This window comes from Streptococcus sp. HMSC034E12 (genome assembly GCF_001835915.1).
GTDB classification, from domain to species: Bacteria; Bacillota; Bacilli; order Lactobacillales; family Streptococcaceae; genus Streptococcus; species Streptococcus vaginalis.
In genome coordinates this window covers 81,448-105,712 of the sequence record NZ_KV826462.1, presented here as the reverse complement: position 1 = coordinate 105,712, position 24,265 = coordinate 81,448, and the positions used below count along the sequence as shown (strand labels likewise).

General features: G+C 41.4%; 16 protein-coding genes and 1 pseudogene. 14 read left to right on the top strand and 3 right to left on the bottom strand.

Annotated elements, in window-relative coordinates:
* Positions 1-823, bottom strand: a pseudogene (locus HMPREF2574_RS08660) (IS110 family transposase); the annotation flags it as partial.
* Between the two features lie 330 nt (positions 824-1,153).
* Here HMPREF2574_RS08660 and HMPREF2574_RS08655 point away from each other — a divergent pair.
* The 8 genes from HMPREF2574_RS08655 (at position 1,154) to HMPREF2574_RS08620 (ending at position 8,972) form a co-directional block, all read left to right on the top strand.
* Complete coding sequence (locus tag HMPREF2574_RS08655) at positions 1,154-2,188, top strand: S66 family peptidase (protein ID WP_070241497.1); 1,035 nt, start codon at positions 1,154-1,156, stop codon at positions 2,186-2,188.
* Between the two features lie 93 nt (positions 2,189-2,281).
* Positions 2,282-2,725, top strand: a complete 444-nt coding sequence (locus HMPREF2574_RS08650) for a dUTP diphosphatase (RefSeq protein ID WP_070812460.1) — start codon at positions 2,282-2,284, stop codon at positions 2,723-2,725.
* A complete protein-coding gene (gene radA / locus HMPREF2574_RS08645; RefSeq protein ID WP_142350193.1) occupies positions 2,685-4,103 on the top strand; it encodes a DNA repair protein RadA in 1,419 nt (472 codons plus the stop codon). The genes HMPREF2574_RS08650 and radA overlap by 41 nt, the downstream gene beginning before the upstream one ends.
* 207 nt (positions 4,104-4,310) lie before the next feature.
* Positions 4,311-5,768: a glutamate--tRNA ligase gene (gene gltX, locus HMPREF2574_RS08640; RefSeq protein ID WP_024053164.1), complete on the top strand. Its 1,458-nt coding sequence runs from the start codon at positions 4,311-4,313 to the stop codon at positions 5,766-5,768.
* A gap of 117 nt (positions 5,769-5,885) precedes the next feature.
* A complete protein-coding gene (gene dapD, locus HMPREF2574_RS08635; RefSeq protein ID WP_024053163.1) occupies positions 5,886-6,584 on the top strand; it encodes a 2,3,4,5-tetrahydropyridine-2,6-dicarboxylate N-acetyltransferase in 699 nt (232 codons plus the stop codon).
* A gap of 12 nt (positions 6,585-6,596) precedes the next feature.
* Positions 6,597-7,727 (top strand): N-acetyldiaminopimelate deacetylase, encoded by a 1,131-nt coding sequence (locus HMPREF2574_RS08630; protein ID WP_024053162.1) that lies wholly within the window; start codon positions 6,597-6,599, stop codon positions 7,725-7,727.
* A 44-nt stretch (positions 7,728-7,771) separates the two neighbouring features.
* Complete coding sequence (locus HMPREF2574_RS08625) at positions 7,772-8,299, top strand: 5-formyltetrahydrofolate cyclo-ligase (RefSeq protein WP_024053161.1); 528 nt, start codon at positions 7,772-7,774, stop codon at positions 8,297-8,299.
* Positions 8,292-8,972, top strand: a complete 681-nt coding sequence (locus tag HMPREF2574_RS08620) for a rhomboid family intramembrane serine protease (RefSeq protein ID WP_070241499.1) — start codon at positions 8,292-8,294, stop codon at positions 8,970-8,972. Before HMPREF2574_RS08625 ends, HMPREF2574_RS08620 begins: the two co-directional genes overlap by 8 nt.
* 57 nt (positions 8,973-9,029) lie before the next feature.
* On the opposite strand, the gene HMPREF2574_RS08615 is transcribed toward HMPREF2574_RS08620, so the two are convergent.
* Both HMPREF2574_RS08615 and tyrS read right to left on the bottom strand, forming a co-directional pair.
* Entirely contained in the window at positions 9,030-9,866 is an 837-nt protein-coding gene (locus HMPREF2574_RS08615; protein WP_024053159.1) for a putative RNA methyltransferase, read from the bottom strand.
* A 244-nt stretch (positions 9,867-10,110) separates the two neighbouring features.
* Positions 10,111-11,367, bottom strand: a complete 1,257-nt coding sequence (gene tyrS / locus HMPREF2574_RS08610; protein ID WP_070241500.1) for a tyrosine--tRNA ligase — start codon at positions 11,365-11,367, stop codon at positions 10,111-10,113.
* Positions 11,368-11,549: 182 nt separating this feature from the next.
* Between tyrS and pbp1b the strand changes: the two genes are divergently transcribed.
* The 6 genes from pbp1b to HMPREF2574_RS08580 all read left to right on the top strand — a co-directional run bounded on the left by pbp1b (position 11,550) and on the right by HMPREF2574_RS08580 (position 24,258).
* The gene (gene pbp1b, locus HMPREF2574_RS08605; RefSeq protein WP_024053137.1) at positions 11,550-13,889 is read left to right on the top strand and encodes a penicillin-binding protein PBP1B; all 2,340 of its coding nucleotides are present in this window, start codon (positions 11,550-11,552) and stop codon (positions 13,887-13,889) included.
* 297 nt (positions 13,890-14,186) lie between these two features.
* On the top strand, positions 14,187-17,753 hold the full coding sequence (gene rpoB, locus HMPREF2574_RS08600; protein WP_070812458.1) for a DNA-directed RNA polymerase subunit beta: 3,567 nt from the start codon (positions 14,187-14,189) through the stop codon (positions 17,751-17,753).
* A 38-nt stretch (positions 17,754-17,791) separates the two neighbouring features.
* Entirely contained in the window at positions 17,792-21,430 is a 3,639-nt protein-coding gene (gene rpoC / locus HMPREF2574_RS08595) for a DNA-directed RNA polymerase subunit beta' (protein WP_024053135.1), read from the top strand.
* 147 nt (positions 21,431-21,577) lie between these two features.
* Positions 21,578-22,777 carry a phosphoglycerate kinase gene (gene pgk, locus HMPREF2574_RS08590; RefSeq protein ID WP_024053134.1) on the top strand — a complete coding sequence of 400 codons (1,200 nt, stop codon included), beginning with the start codon at positions 21,578-21,580 and terminating at the stop codon, positions 22,775-22,777.
* A gap of 514 nt (positions 22,778-23,291) precedes the next feature.
* On the top strand, positions 23,292-23,822 hold the full coding sequence (locus HMPREF2574_RS08585) for an FUSC family protein (RefSeq protein WP_024053133.1): 531 nt from the start codon (positions 23,292-23,294) through the stop codon (positions 23,820-23,822).
* A 76-nt stretch (positions 23,823-23,898) separates the two neighbouring features.
* A complete protein-coding gene (locus HMPREF2574_RS08580; protein WP_003070793.1) occupies positions 23,899-24,258 on the top strand; it encodes a MerR family transcriptional regulator in 360 nt (119 codons plus the stop codon).
* Positions 24,259-24,265: the final 7 nt, after the last annotated feature.

Below are 24,265 nucleotides of genomic sequence, written 5' to 3'. Positions count from 1 at the left end.
GATACCAGAGATGGAGAGGAGAATCTCGTACTCTGGTAGGGGCTGGGTCGATTTCACCATCTCATCCAGCACAGCTTGTCTACGGTCAGAAAGTCTAACCAGTTCCTGAGCATAGTAACGAACCTCTTCGATCATTGGAGAGGTTTTCTTGGTAGCACAATAAGACTGTTTGGCTAACCCAATCAGTTTATCAACGAGATACTCCACTCGTTTATCAGAAATCCGCTTTGAAGTGGATTGGTGGATGATTTCAGCTAAGTCCTCATCAGACAAGTCTAAGATGAAAGCTTTACTTGGGAATGCCCTCACCAGCTACCAGTATTGTTCACCTGTTGGCGCTGATAAAATAGACTCTATTTCTGGGAAGGTCACTTGCAGTACTTTGTGAAGCGGTTCTTAGTACGAATGGTATCCTCTGTCAGATTTTGATAGAAGCGACTCAAATCTCGCAAGTCTTGATAAACCTCCTCTTGAACATAGGTCGGTTTACGGTTCAAGATAAATTGTGACTGTGCTAACTTCTCTGCATCGATTTTATCTGTTTTACGGACACGCAAGCTGTCTAGTTATTTCTTGGCTTCCAGAGGATTGAGCCGTGTATAAGCATAGCCATTTTCCTCAAGAAATGCCTGAAGGCGCCGTGAATAGACCCCAGTGCCTCAAAGATGATTTCAGGGTGTTGAACGGTTTTTAAATCGCTCAAGAGACGTGCAAATTCAATGGTATCGTTGGACATGGTGTAGCCATGAACTTTCTCCCCATTCACTAAAATCGCTACCGCTGAGCTTGCCTTGCTCACGTCAATCCCGAAAACAACTCTCATGAAATTACCTCTTTGTCTTGAATGACTCCTTGTTTTAGTGATGTTATTTTCAATACTCGACGTTGAACGTCCCACATACTTTGATAACATTCTTCCTAAAACAGGTGTCTTGCCAGTTTTGTGTACGACGTCTAGCGTCAAAAAGACCCTCGACTTAACAAGACACCTCTACTTTAACATAAAGAAAAAGCAGTGAGGAAATCTCCCGTCGGAGATTTCTTCACTACTAATCTTAGTATGTTTTGTTTTGTGAATATTGGTCATTTAGCATTTTAGGTGATTGTATTTTGTGATATAATGATTCAAATTATCAGTAAGGGAGGAGATTAGATGATAAAGAAAGTAGGAATTGTCAGTTTATCAAGCGGGATTATAGGAGAAAGTTTCGTTAGACATGAGTTTAAGCTGGGATTGAAACGCTTGAAAGACTTGGGACTTGAAGTGACGTTTTTAGAGCATGCACAAAAGGGAATGGATTATCTGAAAGACCATCCTAAATCGAGAGCGCAAGATTTGATTCAAGCTTTTGAAGATCCTTCAATTGATATGATTTTATGTGCTATTGGTGGAGATGATACGTATCGATTGCTACCCTATTTGTTTGAAGATAACCAATTAAAAAAGGTTGTGAATCAGAAAGTATTTTTAGGTTTTTCAGACACTACCATGAATCACTTCATGCTCCATAAGTTGGGAGTGAAGACTTTTTATGGTCAGTCATTTCTTGCTGATGTTTGTGAGTTAGAGGAAGAAATGCTGCCTTATACGCTTTCATATTTTAAGGAACTGATTGGAACAGGGACTATCTCAGAAATCAGACCGAGCAATGTCTGGTATGATGAGAGGACGGATTTTAGTGAAAAAGCCTTAGGAACGAAACGGATTCGTCACGAAAATCAAGGCTTTGAATTGCTGAAAGGAAAAGCAACATTTGAAGGGGAAATTTTAGGAGGCTGTTTGGAGTCGCTTTATCAGATATTTGATAATACAAGACATGAGGATACGATTGAACTGTGTGCTCACTATCAGCTATTTCCCAGTCTTTCAGAGTGGGAAGGAAAAATTCTTTTGTTGGAAACCAGTGAGGAAAAACCAGAACCAATTTTATATCGAAAAATGCTAGAAGCCTTAAAGGCGACAGGGATTTTTTCTGTTTTAAATGGGATTCTTGTCGGAAAACCAATGGATGAAACTTATTATGGAGAATATAAACAAATCCTGCTTGATGTCATTGATACAGATATTACTATTTTATATAACTTAAATGTTGGACATGCTACCCCGAGAGCAATCATTCCTTTTGGGGTGAAAGCTCAAGTGGATGCCAACGAGCAAGTCATTCGATTTTTGAATGAATTGAAATAACTTAAAAAGTGCAGGTTGAAGAATGACCTGCATTTTGCGTGTTGTTTACGAATTTAGTATAATAGGGGAAGCAAAAGTAGAAAAGAGAAAAATATGCGAATTCGTGGTTTTGAGCTTGTTTCAAGCTTTACAAATGAAAATTTACTGCCCAAGCGTGAGACGGCTCATGCGGCTGGCTATGATTTGAAGGTAGCAGAGCGCACAGTTATTGCGCCAAAAGAGATTAAATTAGTGCCAACGGGAGTCAAGGCTTATATGCAGCCTGGTGAAGTGCTTTATCTTTATGATCGTTCATCTAATCCACGTAAAAAAGGATTGGTTTTGATTAACTCTGTGGGCGTTATTGACGGGGATTACTATGGCAATCCGGGAAATGAAGGGCACATTTTTGCGCAAATGCAGAACATTACAGATCAAGAAGTGGTTTTAGAAGAAGAAGATCGTATCGTTCAAGCTGTCTTTGTGCCGTTCTTGCTTGCTGATAATGATGAAGCAGATGGTGTGCGGACAGGTGGTTTTGGAAGTACTGGGCATTAAGAAAGAGGAATCTATCATAGCCAAGAAAAAAACGACATTTGTTTGTCAAAATTGTGAATACCATTCGCCCAAGTATCTGGGGCGTTGTCCGAATTGTGGTGCTTGGTCGTCCTTTGTTGAAGAAGTCGAAGTTACAGAGGTTAAGAATGCGCGTGTTTCGCTGACGGGTGAAAAAAGTCGCCCGATGAAGTTAGCGGAGGTGACTTCTATCAATGTCAACCGTACCAAGACAGATATGGATGAGTTTAACCGCGTCTTGGGTGGCGGCGTGGTACCAGGAAGTTTAGTTCTAATCGGAGGAGATCCCGGTATTGGGAAATCTACCCTTTTATTGCAGGTTTCGACCCAACTCTCTCACAAGGGAACGGTATTGTATGTCAGTGGGGAAGAGTCTGCTGAGCAGATTAAGTTGCGTGCGGAGCGATTAGGCGATATTGACAGTGAGTTTTATCTTTATGCCGAGACCAATATGCATCAGATTCGTGCTGAGATTGAAAAAATTAAGCCAGATTTCTTGATTATAGACTCTATTCAGACGATTATTTCGCCAGAAATTTCCAGCGTGCAAGGGTCGGTTTCACAAGTCCGAGAAGTGACAGCGGAGCTGATGCAGTTGGCAAAAACCAACAATATTGCCACCTTTATCGTGGGCCATATGACCAAGGAAGGAACGCTGGCTGGACCTAGAACCTTGGAACACATGGTGGATACGGTACTTTATTTTGAAGGTGAGCGACAGCATACTTTTCGTATTTTGCGGGCGGTCAAAAATCGCTTCGGCTCTACGAATGAAATCGGCATTTTTGAGATGCAGTCAGGTGGGCTGGTTGAAGTGCTCAATCCTAGTCAGGTTTTCTTAGAGGAGCGTTTAGATGGGGCAACAGGCTCTTCTATCGTGGTGACTATGGAGGGGACGCGTCCAATCCTTGCGGAAGTACAGGCTTTGGTGACACCGACCATGTTTGGCAATGCCAAGCGGACAACGACAGGATTGGATTTCAATCGTGCTAGTCTGATTATGGCTGTTTTGGAAAAGCGAGCAGGGTTATTATTGCAAAATCAAGATGCCTACCTCAAGTCAGCAGGCGGTGTCAAATTAGATGAGCCAGCCATTGACTTAGCTGTTGCTGTTGCAATTGCTTCTAGTTATAAAGATTTGCCAACGAATCCACAAGAATGTTTTATTGGTGAAATCGGTCTGACGGGCGAAATCCGCCGTGTCAATCGCATTGAGCAGCGTATCAATGAAGCTGCTAAGCTGGGCTTCACCAAAGTTTACGCTCCTAAAAACTCTCTGAACGGGTTGAACATTCCCGAAACTATTGAAATTATTGGTGTAACAACGATTGGTGAAGTGTTGAAGAAGGTGTTTGGGTAAGTCAGTGTAACTGAGCAGTGAATTGCTAGGTGAGACAGACGGTGGCTTCTACATTGCTAAGGAAATTCTGTAAATGATTGGAAGAATAATAAAGTTTCATCGTTTCTGTTATTTCTTTTCAACAACTATGTGGTATAATAGTAACGTTTGAAATAAAAACAGGTTTTTCCTGTTAGAAATATAAGATAAATATTAGGAGATATACAATTGGCGAATCAAATTCGTGTGCGTTATGCACCAAGTCCAACGGGACTGTTACACATTGGGAATGCGCGGACTGCGCTCTTTAATTATCTTTACGCTCGTCACTACGGCGGAACTTTTATCATTCGGATTGAAGATACTGACCGTAAACGTCATGTGGAAGACGGGGAACGTTCGCAGTTGGAAAATCTGCGTTGGTTAGGAATTGATTGGGATGAGAGCCCAGAAACGCATGAAAAATATCGCCAGTCTGAACGCTTGGACATTTACCAAAGCTATATCAATGAGTTACTTGAAAAAGGCTTGGCTTACAAATCATATGTGACGGAGGAAGAGCTGGCAGCAGAGCGTGAGCGTCAGGAAGCTGCTGGAGAAACACCTCGTTACATCAATGAATATCTGGGAATGTCTGAAGATGAAAAAGCAGCTTATATCGCAGAGCGTGAAGCAGCAGGCATTGTTCCAACAGTCCGTCTTGTGGTCAATGAATCTGGTATTTACAAGTGGAACGATCTTGTCAAAGGTGAGATTGAATTTGAAGGTGGCAACATCGGTGGTGACTGGGTTATCCAGAAAAAAGACGGCTATCCAACTTATAATTTTGCGGTTGTAGTAGATGACCATCTGATGAAAATTTCCCATGTCATTCGTGGAGATGACCACATTGCCAATACCCCTAAGCAGCTCATGGTGTACGAAGCGCTCGGTTGGGAAGCGCCACAATTTGGTCACATGACCTTGATTATTAACTCCGAAACGGGTAAGAAATTGTCCAAACGTGATACAAATACGCTTCAATTTATCGAAGATTACCGTAAGAAAGGCTACCTGCCTGAAGCCGTCTTCAACTTTATTGCCCTCCTTGGCTGGAATCCTGGCGGTGAAAATGAAATCTTCTCTCGTGAAGAATTGATCCAACTCTTTGATGAACATCGTCTCAGTAAGTCTCCGGCTGCTTTTGACCAAAAGAAATTAGACTGGATGAGCAATGAATACATTAAAAATGCGGATTTTGAAACCATTTTTGATATGGCGAAGCCTTACTTGGAAGCGGCTGGTCGTTTGACTGACAAAGCTGAAAAATTAGTTGAACTTTACAAACCACAAATGAAGTCTGTAGATGAAATCGTACCGCTCACAGACCTTTTCTTTGAAGATTTCCCAGAGCTAACGGCAGAAGAAAAAGAGTTTATGGCAGGCGAAACGGTACCAACGGTTTTGAAAGCCTTTAAAGAAAAATTGGAAGCTATGAGTGATGAAGACTTCAAGTCAGAAAATATCTTCCCGCAAATCAAAGCGGTTCAAAAAGAAACGGGGATTAAAGGCAAAAATCTCTTCATGCCAATTCGTATTGCTGTTTCAGGCGAAATGCACGGTCCAGAACTCCCAGATACCATTTACCTGCTTGGACGTGAAAAATCCATTGAGCATATTGAGAAGATGCTGAAACTTATTCAATAAGTTAACTAAAAAAACATCACAATATTTGAACTTTGTGGTGTTTTTGCTTTTATATGATGAAATGCTTGATTTTATGTTATAATACCCCTTAATACTAAATCAAAGTGAGGAATGCTTATGCCAGCTACTAAAATGACCGCACAGGAAATTATTCAGTTTATAGCGGATGCTAAGAAAAAGACAAATGTAAAAGTGACTTTTGAAGGAAAACTAGCGGGCGAAGTGCCGAATTCAGTTGTCAAATTGGGCAATGTTCTCTTTGGTGACTGGGAGAAAATTAAACCTCTTTTGGTTAACCTAGAAGAGAATAAAACCTATGTGGTGGAGCAGGATGCTCGAAATTCTGCCGTGCCGCTGTTAGACAAGCGTGAGGTCAATGCTCGGATTGAGCCAGGAGCTATTATCCGCGACCAGGTGGAAATCGGTGATAATGCTGTGATTATGATGGGAGCTGTTATCAATATCGGAGCTGAAATTGGTGCTGGAACGATGATTGATATGGGAGCCGTTTTGGGTGGTCGAGCTATTGTTGGAAAAAACAGCCACGTGGGTGCTGGGACTGTTCTTGCCGGTGTCATTGAGCCTGCCAGCGCAGATCCTGTCCGAGTGGGGGACAATGTCTTGATAGGGGCCAATGCTGTCGTTATTGAAGGAGTGCAGATTGGCAATGGTTCTGTCGTCGCTGCAGGGGCTATTGTGACGAAAGATGTGCCAGAAAATGTTGTTGTAGCCGGTGTGCCTGCGCGTGTGATTAAGAAAATTGATGAACAAACCCAGCAGAAAACAGCATTGGAAGACGCTCTTCGGACACTTTAAAGAGGGAAATGTATGATTGATTATCAAAAAATTCGCCGAGACTTGCATCAAATTCCGGAAATTGGACTGGAAGAGTATAAGACTCATGCCTATCTGATGAGAATAATTGATGAGTTGACTGCTGGCTTGGATTTCGTTGAGATTCGGACTTGGCGTACGGGAATTTTGGTCTTTGTCAAAGGCAGTACACCTGCTAAGACGATTGGCTGGCGGACAGATATTGATGGTTTGCCGATTGTTGAGGAGACAGGGTTTGCCTTTGCTAGTCAACATGAGGGACGTATGCATGCCTGTGGGCATGATATGCACATGACAATCGCTCTGGGTTTGTTGGAGCAACTAACTACTGAGCAGCCTAAGAATAATCTACTTTTTCTTTTCCAACCAGCTGAGGAAAATGAAGCTGGGGGCATGCTGATGTATGAGGACGAAGCCTTTGGTGACTGGTTGCCAGATGAATTTTATGGGCTTCATGTTCGGTCTGATCTCAAGGTAGGAGATATTGCTACGAATACCAGTACACTTTTTGCAGGGACTTGTGAAGTCAAATTAACCTTTAAGGGCAAGGGTGGTCATGCTGCATTTCCACATAATGCTAATGACGCTTTGGTAGCAGCCAGCTATTTTATCACTCAGGTTCAGACCATTGTGAGTCGCAATGTGGATCCAATTGAAGGAGCTGTCGTCACCTTTGGCGAATTCCATGCTGGAACGACGAATAATGTGATTGCTGAAACTGCTTTTTTGCATGGAACCATTCGAACGTTGACGCAGGAGATGAATTTGCTCACTCAAAAACGCTTGCGGGAAATCGCTGAAGGAGTAGCGCAGTCGTTTGGTGTAGAGCTTGAGTTGGAGCTGAAACAAGGCGGTTATCTTCCTGTGGAAAATCATCCTGAATTAGCTGCTCAATGCATGAATTTTTTCCAAAAAGAGAATGGCGTGCACATGATTGATATTTCACCCGCAATGACCGGTGAGGACTTTGGCTATCTGCTCAGTAAAGTCAAGGGTGTGATGTTCTGGCTGGGAATTGATAGTCCTTACGCACTTCATCATCCTAAAATGGCGCCAGATGAAGCAGCGCTGCCTTTTGCTATTGAAAAATTTGGGAAGTTTTTAAGTGCAAAAGTTAATGAATAATGGGCTGAGAATGTTGATAATGTTTCTGATTGAGGAGAAGATAAATGAAGGCAGATTTGCGCAAAACTATAGTCAGAAAAATGAAAGAGCAGGAATTGATAGTAAAACAGCAGAGAGATGCTTTGCTCACTCAGTACTTGCTGGAATCTTCTGCTTATCAACAAGCTAGAACAGTTGCTACTTATTTATCTTTGCCACACGAGTTTGATACAAGGATTTTCATCAGGCAGGCTCAAGCAGATGACAAGCGGGTTTTGGTCCCTAAGACTTATCCCGAAGGGCGCATGACTTTTGTAGATTATAATCCCAATGACTTGGAATTGACTGTTTTTGGTATCTGGGAACCAAGAAGTGAACGAGCGGTGGAAAAATCTCATATTGATTTGATACATGTTCCGGGTGTTGCTTTTAACAAAAAAGGCTATCGGATTGGCTATGGAGGCGGCTATTATGACCGCTATTTGGCTGATTTTAAAGGGATGACAGTAAGTACAATTTATCCTTACCAGTTAGTTGATTTTCAACCAGACAATTGTGATATTCCCGTTCAGGAGGTATTGATTTGTGAATAAAATTTATGATAAACGTTATCCAGTGACGAGTTTATTGTTGCTTATCACGACAGGAGTTTTCCTAACAATGTTTCTGTTGCGTGGCTTTAATTATGCTAGTACCCAAACGATTTATGAATTTGGGGCAATGAATGGTCGAACGATTCAATATTTTCCAAGTCAGATTTGGCGCTTGGTATCGGCGATTTTTGTTCATATCGGCTTGGAGCATTTTGTGATGAATATGATTACGCTGTATTTTATCGGACGACAATCTGAGCATATTTTTGGCTCGTGGAATTTTCTGTTTCTTTATCTGATGTCTGGTATTTTAGGAAATGTCTTTGTCTTCTTTTTCACTCCAAGTGCTGTGGCTGCAGGTGCCTCTACATCTTTGTTTGGGATTTTTGGTGCTATTATTACTTTGCGCTATGCGGTGCGAAATCCTTACATTCAGCAACTTGGTCAGTCATACTTAGTTCTTCTAGTTATGAACTTGGTGTTGAGCTTGACACCGGGAATTAGTCTGGCAGGACACTTAGGTGGTGCAGTCGGAGGCGCTCTCTGTGCTGTTATTTTTCCAGTCTGTGGGGAAAGAAGAGCTTATCAAGTGGGACAACGGTTATTGGCGTTGATTGCTTATATTGTTTTAGCTTTGGGAATGATTTGGTTAGCTTTTAATCGAGGCATATAAAAAGAGGTTGAATAGACTGCTGTATCTCGCAGCAATCTGTTTCTACCTCTTTTTCGTTTATTTTTGTTGGCCAACTAAAATCTTTGCAGCAATCGTGATGCCAGTTAATGGTGACCAATCTATTTTATCAATGTCAATATTAAAGAGAAGCGGTGTCATATGAAGAAGTGCCGCTTTTTCGTTTTCTCTCAAGTTGAAAGTGGCTGCAACGTCATAAGAATTTGTAATGGTAAAGGCTTCTTCAAAATGCTCAATGATTTTGTGATTGGAATAATTCGTGTTTGTTAATTTATCAGCTACAATACCTCGGATTTCTTGCAAGTGTTGGCTATTGGGAATAACTTTAATCAGCAAGCCGTTTTTCTGCAATACACGCTGAAATTCTTGGTAATTGGCAGGAGAGAAGATGTCTAAAATCATATCCATGCTAGCATCTTGAATAGGGATGTGTGCCAGATCTCCAACAAACCAATTTACCGTCAGGCTGTGGTCACTTTTGGCTGCTAGTTGAATAGACTCTTTTGACAAATCGAATGCATAGATATGTTTATCTGGCAATTGTGCTTGCAAATTTCGAGCATAATAGCCTTCTCCGCAACCAATGTCCAGCAGATTACCATGTTGTGGTAAAGATGATAAAATTTCTAGTAATTTCTTCAAAATTGGCTGGTAAAATCCTGCTTCGAGAATCAATTGTCGATTTTTAAAGTTGGATTTATCGTAGTCTTTTGATTGCTTCACCTGTGGAGCCAAGTTGACATAGCCAAACTTTGCCAAGTCGAAGGAATGATGGTTCTTGCATTTGAGACTATTTTCTGATAAAAACAAGGCTTGCTGACAAAAAGGGCAAGCAAAGAAAGTAGCTGTTTCAAAACGTTTAAGTTTGGATTTCATGCGTTTTCTCTTTCATAAATTTCTCTGACTAGTGTAACATGTGAGAAATGCTTTGACAAGTAGATAAAGAAAGGGAATTTTAAAATGAACCACACTTTTAAAGCGGTTGGAGCTAAAGCAAGCACTATGGTAATATGCTTTTTGCTAAGTAAGAATGAAAAGAAGCTGGAGCGAAAAGTCTCCAGCTTCAAAGTATATAGCGCAATAGACCAACGATGTAGTAGTTGATTGCTCTCTTTCCTATTTAGTAAGTCAAAACAAAATATTTTTTCTTACCACGACGTATAACGGTGAGTTCATTTTCTAATTTGTCAGCGTCCGTTAATCTGTAGTCAAGGGCTTGAATGCGCTCACCATTGACATAAATAGCACCATTTTGGACATCTTCACGCGCTTGGCGTTTAGAATTGACAACGCCAGCTGTTACCAAAAGCTCTACGATATTGAGATTGTCATCTGCGTTCACTTGATAATTTGGCACACCACGGAGACCTTGTTTCAGCTCTTTGACAGAAAGATTTTTGATATTTCCGGCAAAAAGCTGCTCGGTGATATTGAGTGCTTCTTTGTAGGCTTTTTCACCGTGCACGAGTGTAACGACTTCTCGCGCTAAGATTTTTTGTGCCAAACGTTCATGTGGAGCTGCTTCAAATTGTTTCCCGATTTCTTCGATTTCATCAAGCGGAAGAAGAGTGAAAATTTTAAGGAAACGAACGGCATCAGCGTCCATGACATTCATCCAGAATTGGTACATTTCGTAAGGACTGGTCTTATCAGCATTGAGCCATACAGCGTTGCCTTCTGACTTACCAAATTTCTTACCGGTTGCGTCTGTGATAAGGGGCACTGTAATAACGTGAGCTGTTTTGTCTGCCTTCCGACGAAGCAGTTCAGTACCAGCAGTCATATTGCCCCATTGGTCAGAACCACCGATTTGTAAAGTAACACCGTATTGGCGATTTAGCTCAAAAAAGTCATAGCCTTGCATGATTTGGTAAGCAAACTCGGTATAAGAAATCCCTGTTTCAATTCGTTTTTTTACGGATTCTTTACTCATCATGTAGTTGACGGTGAAATATTTTCCGACATCGCGCAGAAAGTCAATAAAACTAATATCAGAGAACCAGTCGTAGTTGTTGACCATTTCAGCCTTGTTGTCACCATTTTCAAAGTCAAGAAAACGAGATACTTGCGCTTGAATGCTCCGTACCCAGCCCTCAACTGTGTCTTTTGTTTGTAAACTCCGCTCGGTATCTTTAAATGATGGATCGCCAATTAAGCCAGTTGCACCGCCGACGAGAGCGTAGGGTTTGTGACCTGCCAACTGTAAATGTTTCATGACAAGGATTGGTACAAGATGACCGAGGTGCAGGCTGTCAGCTGTTGGATCATAGCCAGAATAAAAACTAACATTTCCTTCCGCTAAGGCTTTGCGCAACGCTTCTTCGTCAGTTGTTTGAAAAACCAAACCACGTTCTTTTAGCTCATCAAAAATGTGCATGTCTGTCTCTCCTTTATAAAATTTCTAGTTATTGTAACATTGTATCACAAACAGCCATTAGAATGTAGTAAAATTGCAAAAATAATTTAAAAAAACAATGATTATAGCCAAGGATTTCCTTTCCTGTTGTCAGAAGTTTCATAAATTTGCTATAATAGTCAGAGAAAGTTCAAGGAGAAAGAATGAGTAAACAAGTTTTTGAAAAGATCAAACGATTGTTTGAAAAACTTTTTCAAACGAAGCGTCCGAGCAAAAATGAAAAAGAAAGCTGGACACTTTGGAGTGTTGGCGGGACTGTCCTTCGTACTCTGAAATTATTATCAAATGTCTTTTTTGTGTTTGTTCTTTTAGGTTGCTTGTTTGGCGGAGGAATTGCATTAGGCTATGGTGCACGAATCTTTGACAAGGTTGAAACTCCTAAAAAAGAAGAGTTCATCAAAAAAATTCAAGATATTTCAACCATTTCTGAATTAAAATATGCTGACGGCAGCTCCATTTCAGCCATTGATAGTGATTTGTTGCGAGTGCCAATTAAGAGTAAAGATATTTCTGACAATGTTAAAAAAGCGGTCATTGCGACAGAAGATGAGAATTTTCGGAAGCACAATGGGGTTGTCACAAAAGCTGTTTTGCGGGCTACGCTAGGATCTGTTGTAGGGATTGGTTCCTCAAGTGGTGGTTCTACCTTAACACAACAGTTAATCAAGCAACAAGTTGTCGGCGATGCTCCAACCTTTAGTCGTAAAGCATCAGAAATCATTGATGCGTTGGCTTTAGAACGCTACATGAGCAAAGACGATATTTTAACGACTTATTTGAATGTGGCACCGTTTGGGAGAAATAACAAAGGGCAAAATATTGCTGGTGTGGAAGAAGCTGCACAAGGAATTTTTGGAGTTCCTGCCAGCAAATTGACAATTCCTCAAGCAGCTTTTATTGCCGGTTTACCACAAAGTCCGATTGTTTACTCTCCTTATGCAGCTGACGGTAGCCTGAAAAGTGCTAAAGATATGACTTTTGGTCTCAATCGTTCGAAAAATGTTATTTACAATATGTACCGGACAGGTGCGATTAGTAAAGACGAGTACCAATTGTATAAAGATTATGATTTAAAACGAGACTTTTTACCAAGTGATACGACTTCAGCAAGAACACATGACTATCTATATTACGTTGCTATGAAAGAAGCTCAAAAAGCAATGTATGATTACTTAATCAAACGTGACAATGTTTCACAGCAAGAGTTGAAAAATGATGCAACAGTGAAAGCTTACAGAGAACTAGCTGCGAAAGAGTTGAGTGAAGGCGGCTACACTGTCACCACAACTATTAATAAGAATGTGCATAATGCAATGCAAAATGCAGTAGCTAATTTTGGTAGTGTCTTAGATGATGGAACAGGTGCAGTCGAATCTGGGAATGTCCTCATGGATAATCGTACAGGAGCTATTTTGGGGTTTGTGGGAGGACGTGATTATGCTTCTAACCAGAACAACCATGCATTTGATACAGAGCGCTCACCAGGCTCAACCATTAAGCCGATTTTAGCCTATGGTATTGCCATAGACCAAGGGCTTATGGGAAGTGCCAGTATGCTGTCTAACTACCCTGCAAATTTCTCTAGCGGTGAGCCAATTATGCACGTAGATAGCCGTGGTACAGCCATGATGGATTTGCAGGAAGCTTTGAATACTTCTTGGAACATTCCAGCTTATTGGACTTATAAATTGCTTCGTGACAAAGGAGTTAATGTCCAAGGGTACATGGAGAAAATGGGCTATCAAATTGAAAATTATGATATTGAAAGTCTGCCAATGGGAGGAGGTATTGAAGTATCTGTCGCCCAACACACCAATGGTTTCCAAACTTTAGCCAATAATGGGGCATACCAAGAGCGCTATATGATTGAAAAGATTACGACAAAAAACGGGAAAGCTGTCTATGAACACAAAGCAAAACCTGTTCAGGTTTACTCTAAGGCAACGGCGACGATTATGCAAAGTCTTATGCGTGGGGTATTGAGTTCGGGTGCTACGACGACCTTCAAATCTCGTTTAACGCAGATTAATAGCGGTTTAGCTAGTGCTGATTGGATTGGGAAAACGGGTACGACTAACAGTAATGGTGACATGTGGCTCATGGTATCCACTCCTAAATTAACGTTAGGTGGTTGGATTGGTCATGACAATAATGCTTCAATGGCAGCTTTGACTGGTTACAACAACAATGCGCAGTATATGGCTCAACTAGTAAATGCAATTTATCAAGCCGACCCAAGTCTCTGGGGAGTTGGTGACAAGTTCAATCTAGATTCTAGTGTCATTAAGTCCAATGTTCTTAAAGCAACGGGTGAACGAGCTGGCGCAGTAACAGTCAATGATCGCAGTATGAACCTGACCGGACAGACAGTTACTAGCTATTGGGCAAAAAACGGTGCTCCGATGACTACCTATAAATTTGGAATCGGTGGTACAGATAGTGATTATCAAAAAGCTTGGGCAGCACTTTTAGGCGGACGCTAAATAAAGGTAAATAAAAACACTTTCATAAGTAAAAAACTTGAAAAGCAGAGTTAAATAAGGTATAATATTACTAATAATTTGTCGTCTGCTTTATTTGAAATATTGTCCATATAAAGCTTACAGCAGTTAAATCATACTTTTAGAGTCAGATTTAGCTGCTCTTTTTGTGCCTATTTTTGGGATCTTTGTCGTTTGTCATCAAAACTTAAAGATTCTGAAAATTACTCAAAAAGGATAAATGAATATTGCTACTCTATCATGTAATAGAGAATGTAGAAAGAAGAAGGAGTAAAAAACTTGGCAGGACATGAAGTTCAATACGGGAAACACCGTACTCGTCGTAGTTTTTCAAGAATCAAGGAAGTTCTTGATTTACCAAATTTGATTGAAATCCAGACAGATTCATTCAAAGATTTTCTTGACCATGGTTTGAAAGAAGTATTTGAAGATGTACTTCCTATCTCAAACTTTACAGATACAATGGAGCTAGAGTTTGTTGGTTATGAAATTAAAGAATCTAAATACACTTTAGAAGAAGCACGTATCCATGATGCCAGCTATTCTGCACCTATTTTTGTGACGTTCCGTTTAATCGATAAAGAAACCGGCGAAATCAAGACGCAAGAAGTCTTCTTTGGCGATTTTCCAATCATGACAGAAATGGGAACGTTTATCATCAACGGTGGTGAGCGGATTATCGTATCACAGCTCGTTCGTTCTCCAGGTGTTTACTTCAATGATAAAGTAGACAAAAATGGGAAGGTTGGGTATGGTTCAACCGTCATTCCAAACCGTGGAGCTTGGTTAGAGCTGGAAACAGACTCAAAAGATATTGCTTATACTCGGATTGACCGTACTCGTAAGATTCCGTTTACGACACTTGTTCGTGCGCTTGGTTTTTCTGGCGATGATGAAATCTTTGACATTTTCGGCGACAGCGATCTCGTTCGCAACACGATTGAAAAGGATATTCATAAAAATCCAATGGATTCACGTACGGATGAAGCGCTTAAAGAAATCTATGAACGTCTTCGTCCAGGTGAGCCTAAAACAGCTGATAGTTCACGTAGTCTATTGGTCGCTCGTTTCTTTGATCCACATCGTTACGACTTGGCGGCAGTTGGTCGTTATAAAATCAATAAAAAATTAAACATTAAAACACGTTTGTTAAATCAAACGATTGCAGAGCCTTTGATAGATCCAGAAACAGGTGAAATCTTGGTTGAAGCTGGAACGGTTATGACGCGTAGTGTCATTGATAGTATTGCAGACTATTTGGATGGAGATTTGAATAAAATTACTTATATTCCAAATGATGCAGCTGTATTGACAGATCCAGTCGTTCTTCAAAAATTTAAAGTCGTGGCACCAACTGATCCAGATCGCGTGGTAACTATTATTGGGAATGCTAATCCAGACGACAAGGTTCGTGTTGTAACTCCTGCGGATATCCTTGCAGAGATGAGCTATTTCCTCAACTTGGCAGAAGGTATCGGTCGTGTGGATGATATCGACCACCTTGGAAATCGTCGTATCCGTGCAGTTGGTGAATTGCTTGCAAACCAAGTACGTCTTGGACTTTCTCGTATGGAACGTAATGTCCGTGAACGTATGTCTGTTCAGGACAATGAAGTTTTGACACCGCAACAAATTATCAACATCCGCCCAGTCACAGCAGCTATCAAAGAATTCTTTGGTTCATCTCAATTGTCTCAATTCATGGACCAACACAACCCACTTTCTGAGTTGTCTCACAAACGTCGTTTGTCAGCCTTAGGACCTGGTGGTTTGACTCGTGACCGTGCTGGATATGAAGTGCGTGACGTGCACTATACCCACTATGGTCGTATGTGCCCGATTGAAACGCCTGAAGGACCAAACATTGGTTTGATCAATAACTTGTCTTCTTATGGTCATTTGAATAAATATGGATTTATCCAAACGCCGTATCGTAAAGTGAATCGTGAAACAGGTCTGGTCACCAATGAAATCGTTTGGTTGACAGCGGACGAAGAAGATGAATTTATCGTAGCGCAAGCAAATTCTAAATTAACAGAAGATGGTCGTTTTGCAGAAGCGATTGTCATGGGACGTCACCAAGGGAACAACCAAGAATTTCCTTCAGATCAAGTAGACTTCATGGATGTATCGCCTAAGCAGGTAGTTGCGGTTGCGACAGCATGTATTCCTTTCCTTGAAAATGACGACTCAAACCGTGCTCTCATGGGTGCCAACATGCAACGTCAGGCGGTACCGTTGATTGATCCGCATGCACCATATGTTGGTACTGGTATGGAATACCAAGCAGCTCATGACTCTGGTGCGGCGATTATTGCCCAACACGACGGTAAAGTTGTGTATTCTGATGCAGCCAAAGTTGAAGTTCGTCGTGAAGACGGTTCACTTGATGTCTATCATATTACGAAATTCCGCCGTTCTAACTCAGGTACTTCTTACAACCAACGCACGCTGGTAAAAGTTGGCGATATAGTTGAAAAAGGTGATTTTATCGCAGACGGACCTTCTATGGAAAAAGGTGAAATGGCACTTGGACAAAATCCAATCGTTGCTTATATGACATGGGAAGGTTACAACTTTGAAGATGCCGTTATCATGAGTGAACGTTTAGTGAAAGACGATATTTACACATCTGTTCACTTGGAAGAATTTGAATCAGAAACACGTGATACAAAGCTCGGACCTGAAGAAATCACGCGCGAAATTCCAAACGTCGGGGAAGATGCTTTGAGAGACCTTGACGAGATGGGAATTATCCGCATTGGTGCTGAGGTAAAAGAAGGCGACATTCTTGTCGGTAAAGTAACGCCGAAAGGTGAAAAAGACTTATCCGCTGAAGAACGCCTGCTTCATGCAATTTTTGGTGATAAGTCTCGTGAAGTGCGTGATACCTCCCTTCGTGTACCACACGGTGGTGCAGGTGTTGTCCGTGATGTGAAAATCTTTACTCGTGCGAACGGTGATGAATTGCAATCCGGTGTCAACATGTTGGTACGTGTTTATATCGCTCAAAAACGGAAAATCCGCGTTGGAGATAAGATGGCTGGACGCCACGGAAACAAAGGGGTTGTTTCCCGCATTGTTCCAGTTGAGGATATGCCGTATCTTCCAGACGGGACACCAGTTGATATCATGTTGAATCCTCTTGGGGTGCCGTCACGTATGAATATCGGACAAGTTATGGAATTGCACCTCGGTATGGCTGCTCGCAACCTTGGTATCCACATTGCAACGCCAGTCTTTGACGGAGCTAGCTCAGATGATCTTTGGGAAACCGTTCGTGAAGCAGGTATGGATAGCGATGCTAAGACAATCCTTTATGATGGACGTACTGGAGAACCGTTTGATAACCGTGTGTCCGTTGGTGTCATGTACATGATCAAACTCCACCACATGGTTGATGATAAGCTCCATGCCCGTTCCGTTGGTCCTTATTCAACCGTTACGCAACAACCTCTTGGCGGTAAAGCACAGTTTGGTGGACAACGTTTTGGAGAAATGGAAGTTTGGGCTCTTGAAGCCTACGGTGCTTCTAATGTCCTTCAAGAAATCTTGACTTACAAGTCAGATGACATCAATGGTCGTTTGAGAGCTTATGAAGCCATTACCAAAGGTAAGCCAATTCCAAAACCAGGTGTTCCAGAATCCTTCCGTGTCCTTGTAAAAGAATTGCAATCACTTGGTCTTGACATGCGTGTCCTTGATGAAGACGACAATGAAGTAGAACTTCGTGACTTGGATGAAGGCATGGATGACGATGTGATTCACGTAGATGACCTTGAAAAAGCGCGTGAAAAAGCAGCGAAAGAAGCAAAAGCCGCTTTTGATGCTGAAGGGAAAGAATAAGAACTGATTCAATAGATAATAAAGAAAGGTAAGAAATAGTGGTTGATGTAAATCGTTTTCAAAGTATGCAAATCACCCTAGCTTCTCCTAGTAAAGTCCGCTCTTGGTCTTATGGAGAAGTGAAGAAACCTGAAACAATTAACTACCGCACACTAAAACCAGAACGCGAAGGGCTTTTTGATGAAGTCATCTTTGGTCCTACGAAAGACTGGGAATGTGCGTGTGGAAAATATAAACGGATTCGTTATAAAGGAATCATTTGTGACCGTTGTGGTGTTGAAGTAACTCGTACTAAAGTTCGTCGTGAACGTATGGGACATATTGAGTTGAAAGCACCTGTTTCTCATATTTGGTATTTTAAAGGAATCCCAAGCCGAATGGGCTTGACCTTGGACATGAGCCCTCGTGCCCTTGAGGAAGTCATCTATTTTGCAGCTTATGTGGTGATTGATCCTAAAGATACACCACTTGAGCACAAATCCATTATGACGGAGCGGGAGTATCGTGAACGCTTACGTGAATATGGTCAAGGCTCCTTTGTTGCAAAAATGGGTGCTGAAGCAATTCAAGATCTCTTGAAACAAGTAGATTTGGAAAAAGAAATTGCAGAGCTCAAAGATGAATTAAAAACGGCAACTGGACAAAAACGTGTCAAGGCTATTCGTCGTTTGGATGTTTTAGATGCCTTTCAAAAATCTGGTAACAAGCCAGAATGGATGGTCTTAAACATCTTGCCAGTTATTCCGCCAGACTTACGTCCAATGCTTCAGTTGGACGGTGGACGTTTTGCCTCTTCTGACCTGAACGACCTTTACCGTCGTGTTATCAATCGGAATAATCGTTTAGCACGTCTTTTGGAACTAAATGCTCCTGGAATCATCGTGCAAAATGAAAAGCGGATGTTGCAAGAAGCGGTTGATGCTTTGATTGACAATGGTCGTCGTGGTCGTCCTATTACTGGACCAGGTAGCCGCCCGCTCAAATCATTGAGCCACATGCTCAAAGGAAAACAAGGTCGTTTCCGTCAAAACTTGCTGGGTAAACGGGTTGACTTCTCAGGACGTTCGGTTATTGCAGTTGGTCCGACACTCAAGATGTACCAATGTGGTGTGCCACGTGAAATGGCTATTGAACTCTTCAAACCATTTGTCATGCGTGAAATTGTCGCGCGTGATATTGTGCAAAATGTCAAAGCTGCTAAGCGCTTGGTAGAACGGAATGATGAACGCATCTGGGATATTTTAGAAGATGTGATTAAAGAACACCCAGTGCTCCTTAACCGCGCACCGACGCTTCACAGATTAGGAATTCAAGCATTTGAGCCAGTCTTGATTGACGGGAAGGCTCTTCGTTTGCACCCACTTGTGTGTGAGGCTTATAATGCCGACTTTGACGGAGACCAAATGGCTATCCACGTGCCCTTGTCAGAAGAAGCTCAAGCAGAAGCACGGATTCTCATGCTGGCAGCCGAACACATTCTCAATCCAAAAGACGGGAAGCCAGTAGTAACCCCTTCACAGGATATGGTCTTGGGGAACTACTACCTGACTATGGAAGAAGCTGGTCGTGAAGGAGAAGGAATGGTCTTTAAAGACCGTGATGAAGCTGTAATGGCTCTCCGTAATGGCTATGTTCACTTACATACGCGTGTTGGGATTGCAACGGATAGTTTAAACAAACCATGGACAGAAAATCAAAAACACAAGATCCTCTTGACAACAGTGGGTAAGATTCTTTTTAATGATATCATGCCAGATGAATTGCCATATTTGCAAGAACCAAATGCTTCAAACATGGCAGAAGGTGTGCCAGCTAAGTATTTCTTAGAACCTGGTCAAGATGTCAAAGAAGCTATCAGTAAGCTAGAATTAAATGTACCATTCAAGAAGAAAAATCTTGGGAATATCATTGCTGAAATCTTCAAACGTTTCCGTACAACTGAAACATCTGCTTTCCTTGACCGTCTGAAAGATCTCGGCTATCATCATTCAACGTTAGCAGGCTTGACAGTAGGGATTGCTGATATTCCGGTTGTTGAAGATAAGGCAGAAATTATCGAAGAGTCTCACAAATGTGTGGAACAAATCACCAAACAATTCCGCCGTGGTATGATTACAGACGATGAACGCTACAATGCAGTTACTGCTGAATGGCGTGCAGCTCGTGAAAAATTGGAAAAACGTTTGGTTGCCAACCAAGATCCTAAGAATCCAATCGTTATGATGATGGATTCTGGAGCCCGTGGTAACATTTCTAACTTCTCACAACTTGCTGGTATGCGTGGTTTGATGGCTGCTCCTAATGGCCGTATCATGGAATTACCTATTCTATCTAACTTCCGTGAAGGTTTGTCTGTTTTGGAAATGTTCTTCTCTACTCACGGTGCTCGTAAAGGGATGACTGATACAGCCCTTAAAACAGCTGACTCAGGTTATCTGACTCGCCGTTTGGTTGATGTGGCGCAAGATGTGATTATCCGTGAAGACGACTGTGGAACCGATCGTGGTCTTGTTATCCGCTCAATTACTGATGGTAAAGAAATGATTGAACCATTAGAAGAACGCTTGATTGGTCGTTATACGAAGAAATCTGTTAAACATCCTGAAACAGGCGAAATCATCGTTGGTCCAGATGTATTAATTACAGAAGATATGGCGCATGAAATTGTTAGCGCTGGTGTCGAAGAAGTCACTATTCGCTCTGTCTTTACATGTAATACACGTCATGGAGTTTGCCGTCGTTGTTACGGTATCAACCTGGCAACGGGCGATGCGGTTGAAGTCGGTGAGGCGGTCGGAACGATTGCTGCTCAATCTATCGGTGAACCTGGTACACAGCTTACAATGCGTACTTTCCACACGGGTGGTGTTGCGTCTAATACCGATATCACACAAGGTCTTCCTCGTGTTCAAGAAATCTTTGAAGCCCGCAATCCGAAAGGGGAAGCAGTTATTACTGAAGTTAAAGGCGAAGTAACTGCAATTGAAGAAGACGCTTCTACTCGGACTAAGAAAGTCTTTGTTAAAGGTGCAACTGGTGAAGGGGAATATGTAGTACCATTTACAGCTCGTATGAAAGTAACAGTAGGGGATAAAATCTCTCGTGGCGCTGCTCTGACAGAAGGATCTATCCAGCCTAAGCACTTGCTGGCTGTTCGTGATGTCTTGTCTGTTGAAACTTACTTGCTTGCTGAAGTACAAAAAGTTTACCGTAGCCAAGGGGTAGAAATCGGTGACAAACACATTGAGGTAATGGTTCGCCAGATGATTCGCAAAGTGCGTGTCATGGATCCAGGAGATACAGATCTTCTCATGGGTACACTCATGGATATCACAGACTTTACTGATGCTAACCGAGATGTGGTTATCTCTGGAGGAGTTCCTGCGACTGCTCGTCCAGTCCTCATGGGAATTACTAAAGCATCTCTTGAAACAAACAGTTTCTTGTCAGCTGCTTCCTTCCAAGAAACCACTCGTGTCCTTACAGACGCGGCTATCCGTGGTAAGAAAGACCACTTGCTTGGTCTCAAGGAAAATGTTATTATTGGTAAAATTATCCCAGCTGGTACAGGTATGGCTCGTTACCGTAACCTTGAACCGCAAGCTGTCAATGAAGTTGAAATTATCGAAGATACAACTGTAACAGAACCTGTGGAAGAAACCACTCCAGTAGAATAATAAAGAGTCGAGCCTTCTCGGCTCTTTATTATTTAGATTTCATATTTTAGTCAAATTATTTTGTGAAAACTTTCTTTATATCAAGAAAACTTTTAGAAAATATGATATAATAGTTTCGTATAAAATAGAAAAAGGAGTTTTTGTAACATGGCAAAACTTACTGTTAAAGACGTTGAATTGAAAGGCAAAAAAGTCCTTGTTCGCGTTGATTTCAATGTGCCGCTTAAAGACGGAGTTATCACAAACGACAACCGTATCTCAGCTGCTCTTCCAACAATCAAGTATATCCTTGAACATGGTGGACGTGCTATTCTTTTCTCTCACCTTGGACGTGTGAAAGAAGAAGCTGATAAAGAAGGAAAATCTCTTGCACCAGTTGCGGATGATTTAGCTAAAAAATTAGGTCAAGATGTTGCTTTCCTTCCAGGAGTAACTCGTGGAGCAGATCTTGAAGCGGCTATCAATGCCCTTAAAGATGGTGAAGTTCTTCTTGTTGAAAACACTCGTTTTGAAGATGTTGACGGCAAGAAAGAATCTAAAAACGATCCAGAACTTGGTAAATATTGGGCAAGCCTTGGAGACGGCATCTTTGTAAATGATGCATTTGGTACAGCTCACCGTGCTCACGCATCTAACGTAGGTATCTCAGCAAACGTTGAGAAAGCAGTTGCAGGTTTCCTTCTTGAAAACGAAATTGCTTATATCAAAGAAGCTGTTGAAAATCCAGTTCGTCCATTCGTAGCCATCCTTGGTGGTTCTAAAGTATCAGACAAGATTGGTGTTATCGAAAATCTTCTTGAAAAAGCTGATAAAGTCCTTATCGGTGGCGGTATGACGTATACTTTCTACAAAGCACAAGGTATCGAAATCGGTAGCTCACTTGTAGAAGAAGATAAATTAGATATTGCAAAAGCTCTCCTTGAAAAAGCAAACGGTAAACTCATTTTGCCAGTTGACTCAAAAGAAGCCAATGCTTTTGCGGACTATACTGAAGTAAAAGACACCGAAGGTGAAGCGGTAGACCCAGGTTTCTTAGGTCTTGATATCGGTCCTAAATCAATCGCTAAGTTTGAACGAGAATTGACTGGTGCGAAAACAGTTGTTTGGAATGGTCCAATGGGTGTCTTTGAAAATCCTGACTTCCAAGCTGGTACAATCGGTGTCATGGATGCTATCGTGAAACAACCAGGCGTGAAATCTATTATCGGTGGTGGTGACTCAGCAGCGGCAGCTATCAACCTTGGTCGTGCAGACAAATTCTCATGGATTTCTACAGGCGGAGGCGCAAGCATGGAGCTTCTTGAAGGTAAAGTATTGCCAGGATTGGCTGCTCTTACAGAAAAATAAGGCGGTCAGTCAGAAATCTATGATTTCGTTGAGTGTCATTTCTGATTTTTAGGGGACAACTTCAACTCATCTACTGGAAGAGTTGAACCCTGCAAGGCTGAATAGGTTGGTCACGAGCTTAGCGAAGTGAACTGCCATTCAGCTATTACGCTATAAGTAGATGAAAAGAGCTGGATGTCAGCTCTTTTCTAGTGCACACGCTAGATTTTCTGCGAAACGAAGTGAGCTAAGAAAATCAGTGGAGGTAAAGATAAAGTACTGCCAGCTCTTGCAGCACTTACGGAACAATAATTCTAAAGGAGACTGGAACAAAAAATTTCCAGTCTCAAATTTATGTCATCATAAATTATGACTGCAGTAGCTGATTGCTCACAGCAGTACTTGAAGGTTGCAGTTAGGATTTGTGGCACAAGCTTCAACCTTTTAGAATGAAAAGAAATTGTTTCCATTTCTTGTAATCATTATTATCTTTTCTCTAAAATATGTTAGAATAAAGGTAAAAGGAAATGCATGAATGGGTTATTTTAAGAAGTATAAGTTTGATAAGTCGAAATTTAAATTAGGAATGCGAACCTTTAAAACGGGGGTCGCGGTTTTTCTTGTTCTTCTTGTCTTTGGGCTTTTTGGTTGGAAAGGATTGCAGATTGGTGCTCTGACAGCTGTTTTCAGTTTGCGCGAAGATTTTGATAAAAGCGTCCATTTTGGAACCTCTCGTATTTTAGGAAATAGCATTGGTGGTTTGTATGCCTTGCTCTTCTTTCTCATCAATAACCTGTTTCATGAGCAGTTTTGGGTGACCTTACTGGTCGTTCCTATTTGTACGATGTTAACGATTATGACAAATGTTGCTATGAACAACAAAGCGGGAGTGATTGGTGGTGTTTCTGCCATGCTGATTATTACTTTATCTATTCCAACAGGAGAGACAGTTTTGTATGTATTTGCACGTGTCTTTGAGACTTTCATGGGAGTTTTCGTTGCCATGCTGGTCAATTCTGATGTGGATCGCTTGCGGAAGGTATTGAAATTAAAAAACAAAGAATAATGTCAGAAGATGTAACATGAGTTCTTGACATAGAAATTTTTTCAGATTATAATAGAGCATAAGAAAGGAATTTGCAATGAAGGAAAAAGAATTTCGTCGCAATATGGCTGTTTTTCCCATTGGTAGCGTTATGAAATTGACGGATTTGACAGCACGTCAGATTCGTTATTATGAAGATCAAGAATTGATTAAGCCTGATCGAAATGAAGGAAATCGCCGCATGTATTCATTAAATGATATGGATCGCTTGTTGGAGATTAAAGATTACATTTCAGAAGGTTACAATATTGCTGCTATTAAACGGAAATATGCTGAGCGCGAAGCGAGATATAAAAAGCCAGTGAGCGAGAAAGACGTTCGTCGAGCCCTTCATAACGATATTTTGCAACAAGGTCGCTTTGCTTCTTCCCTTCCACCATTTGGTCGTATGCATTGACCAACAT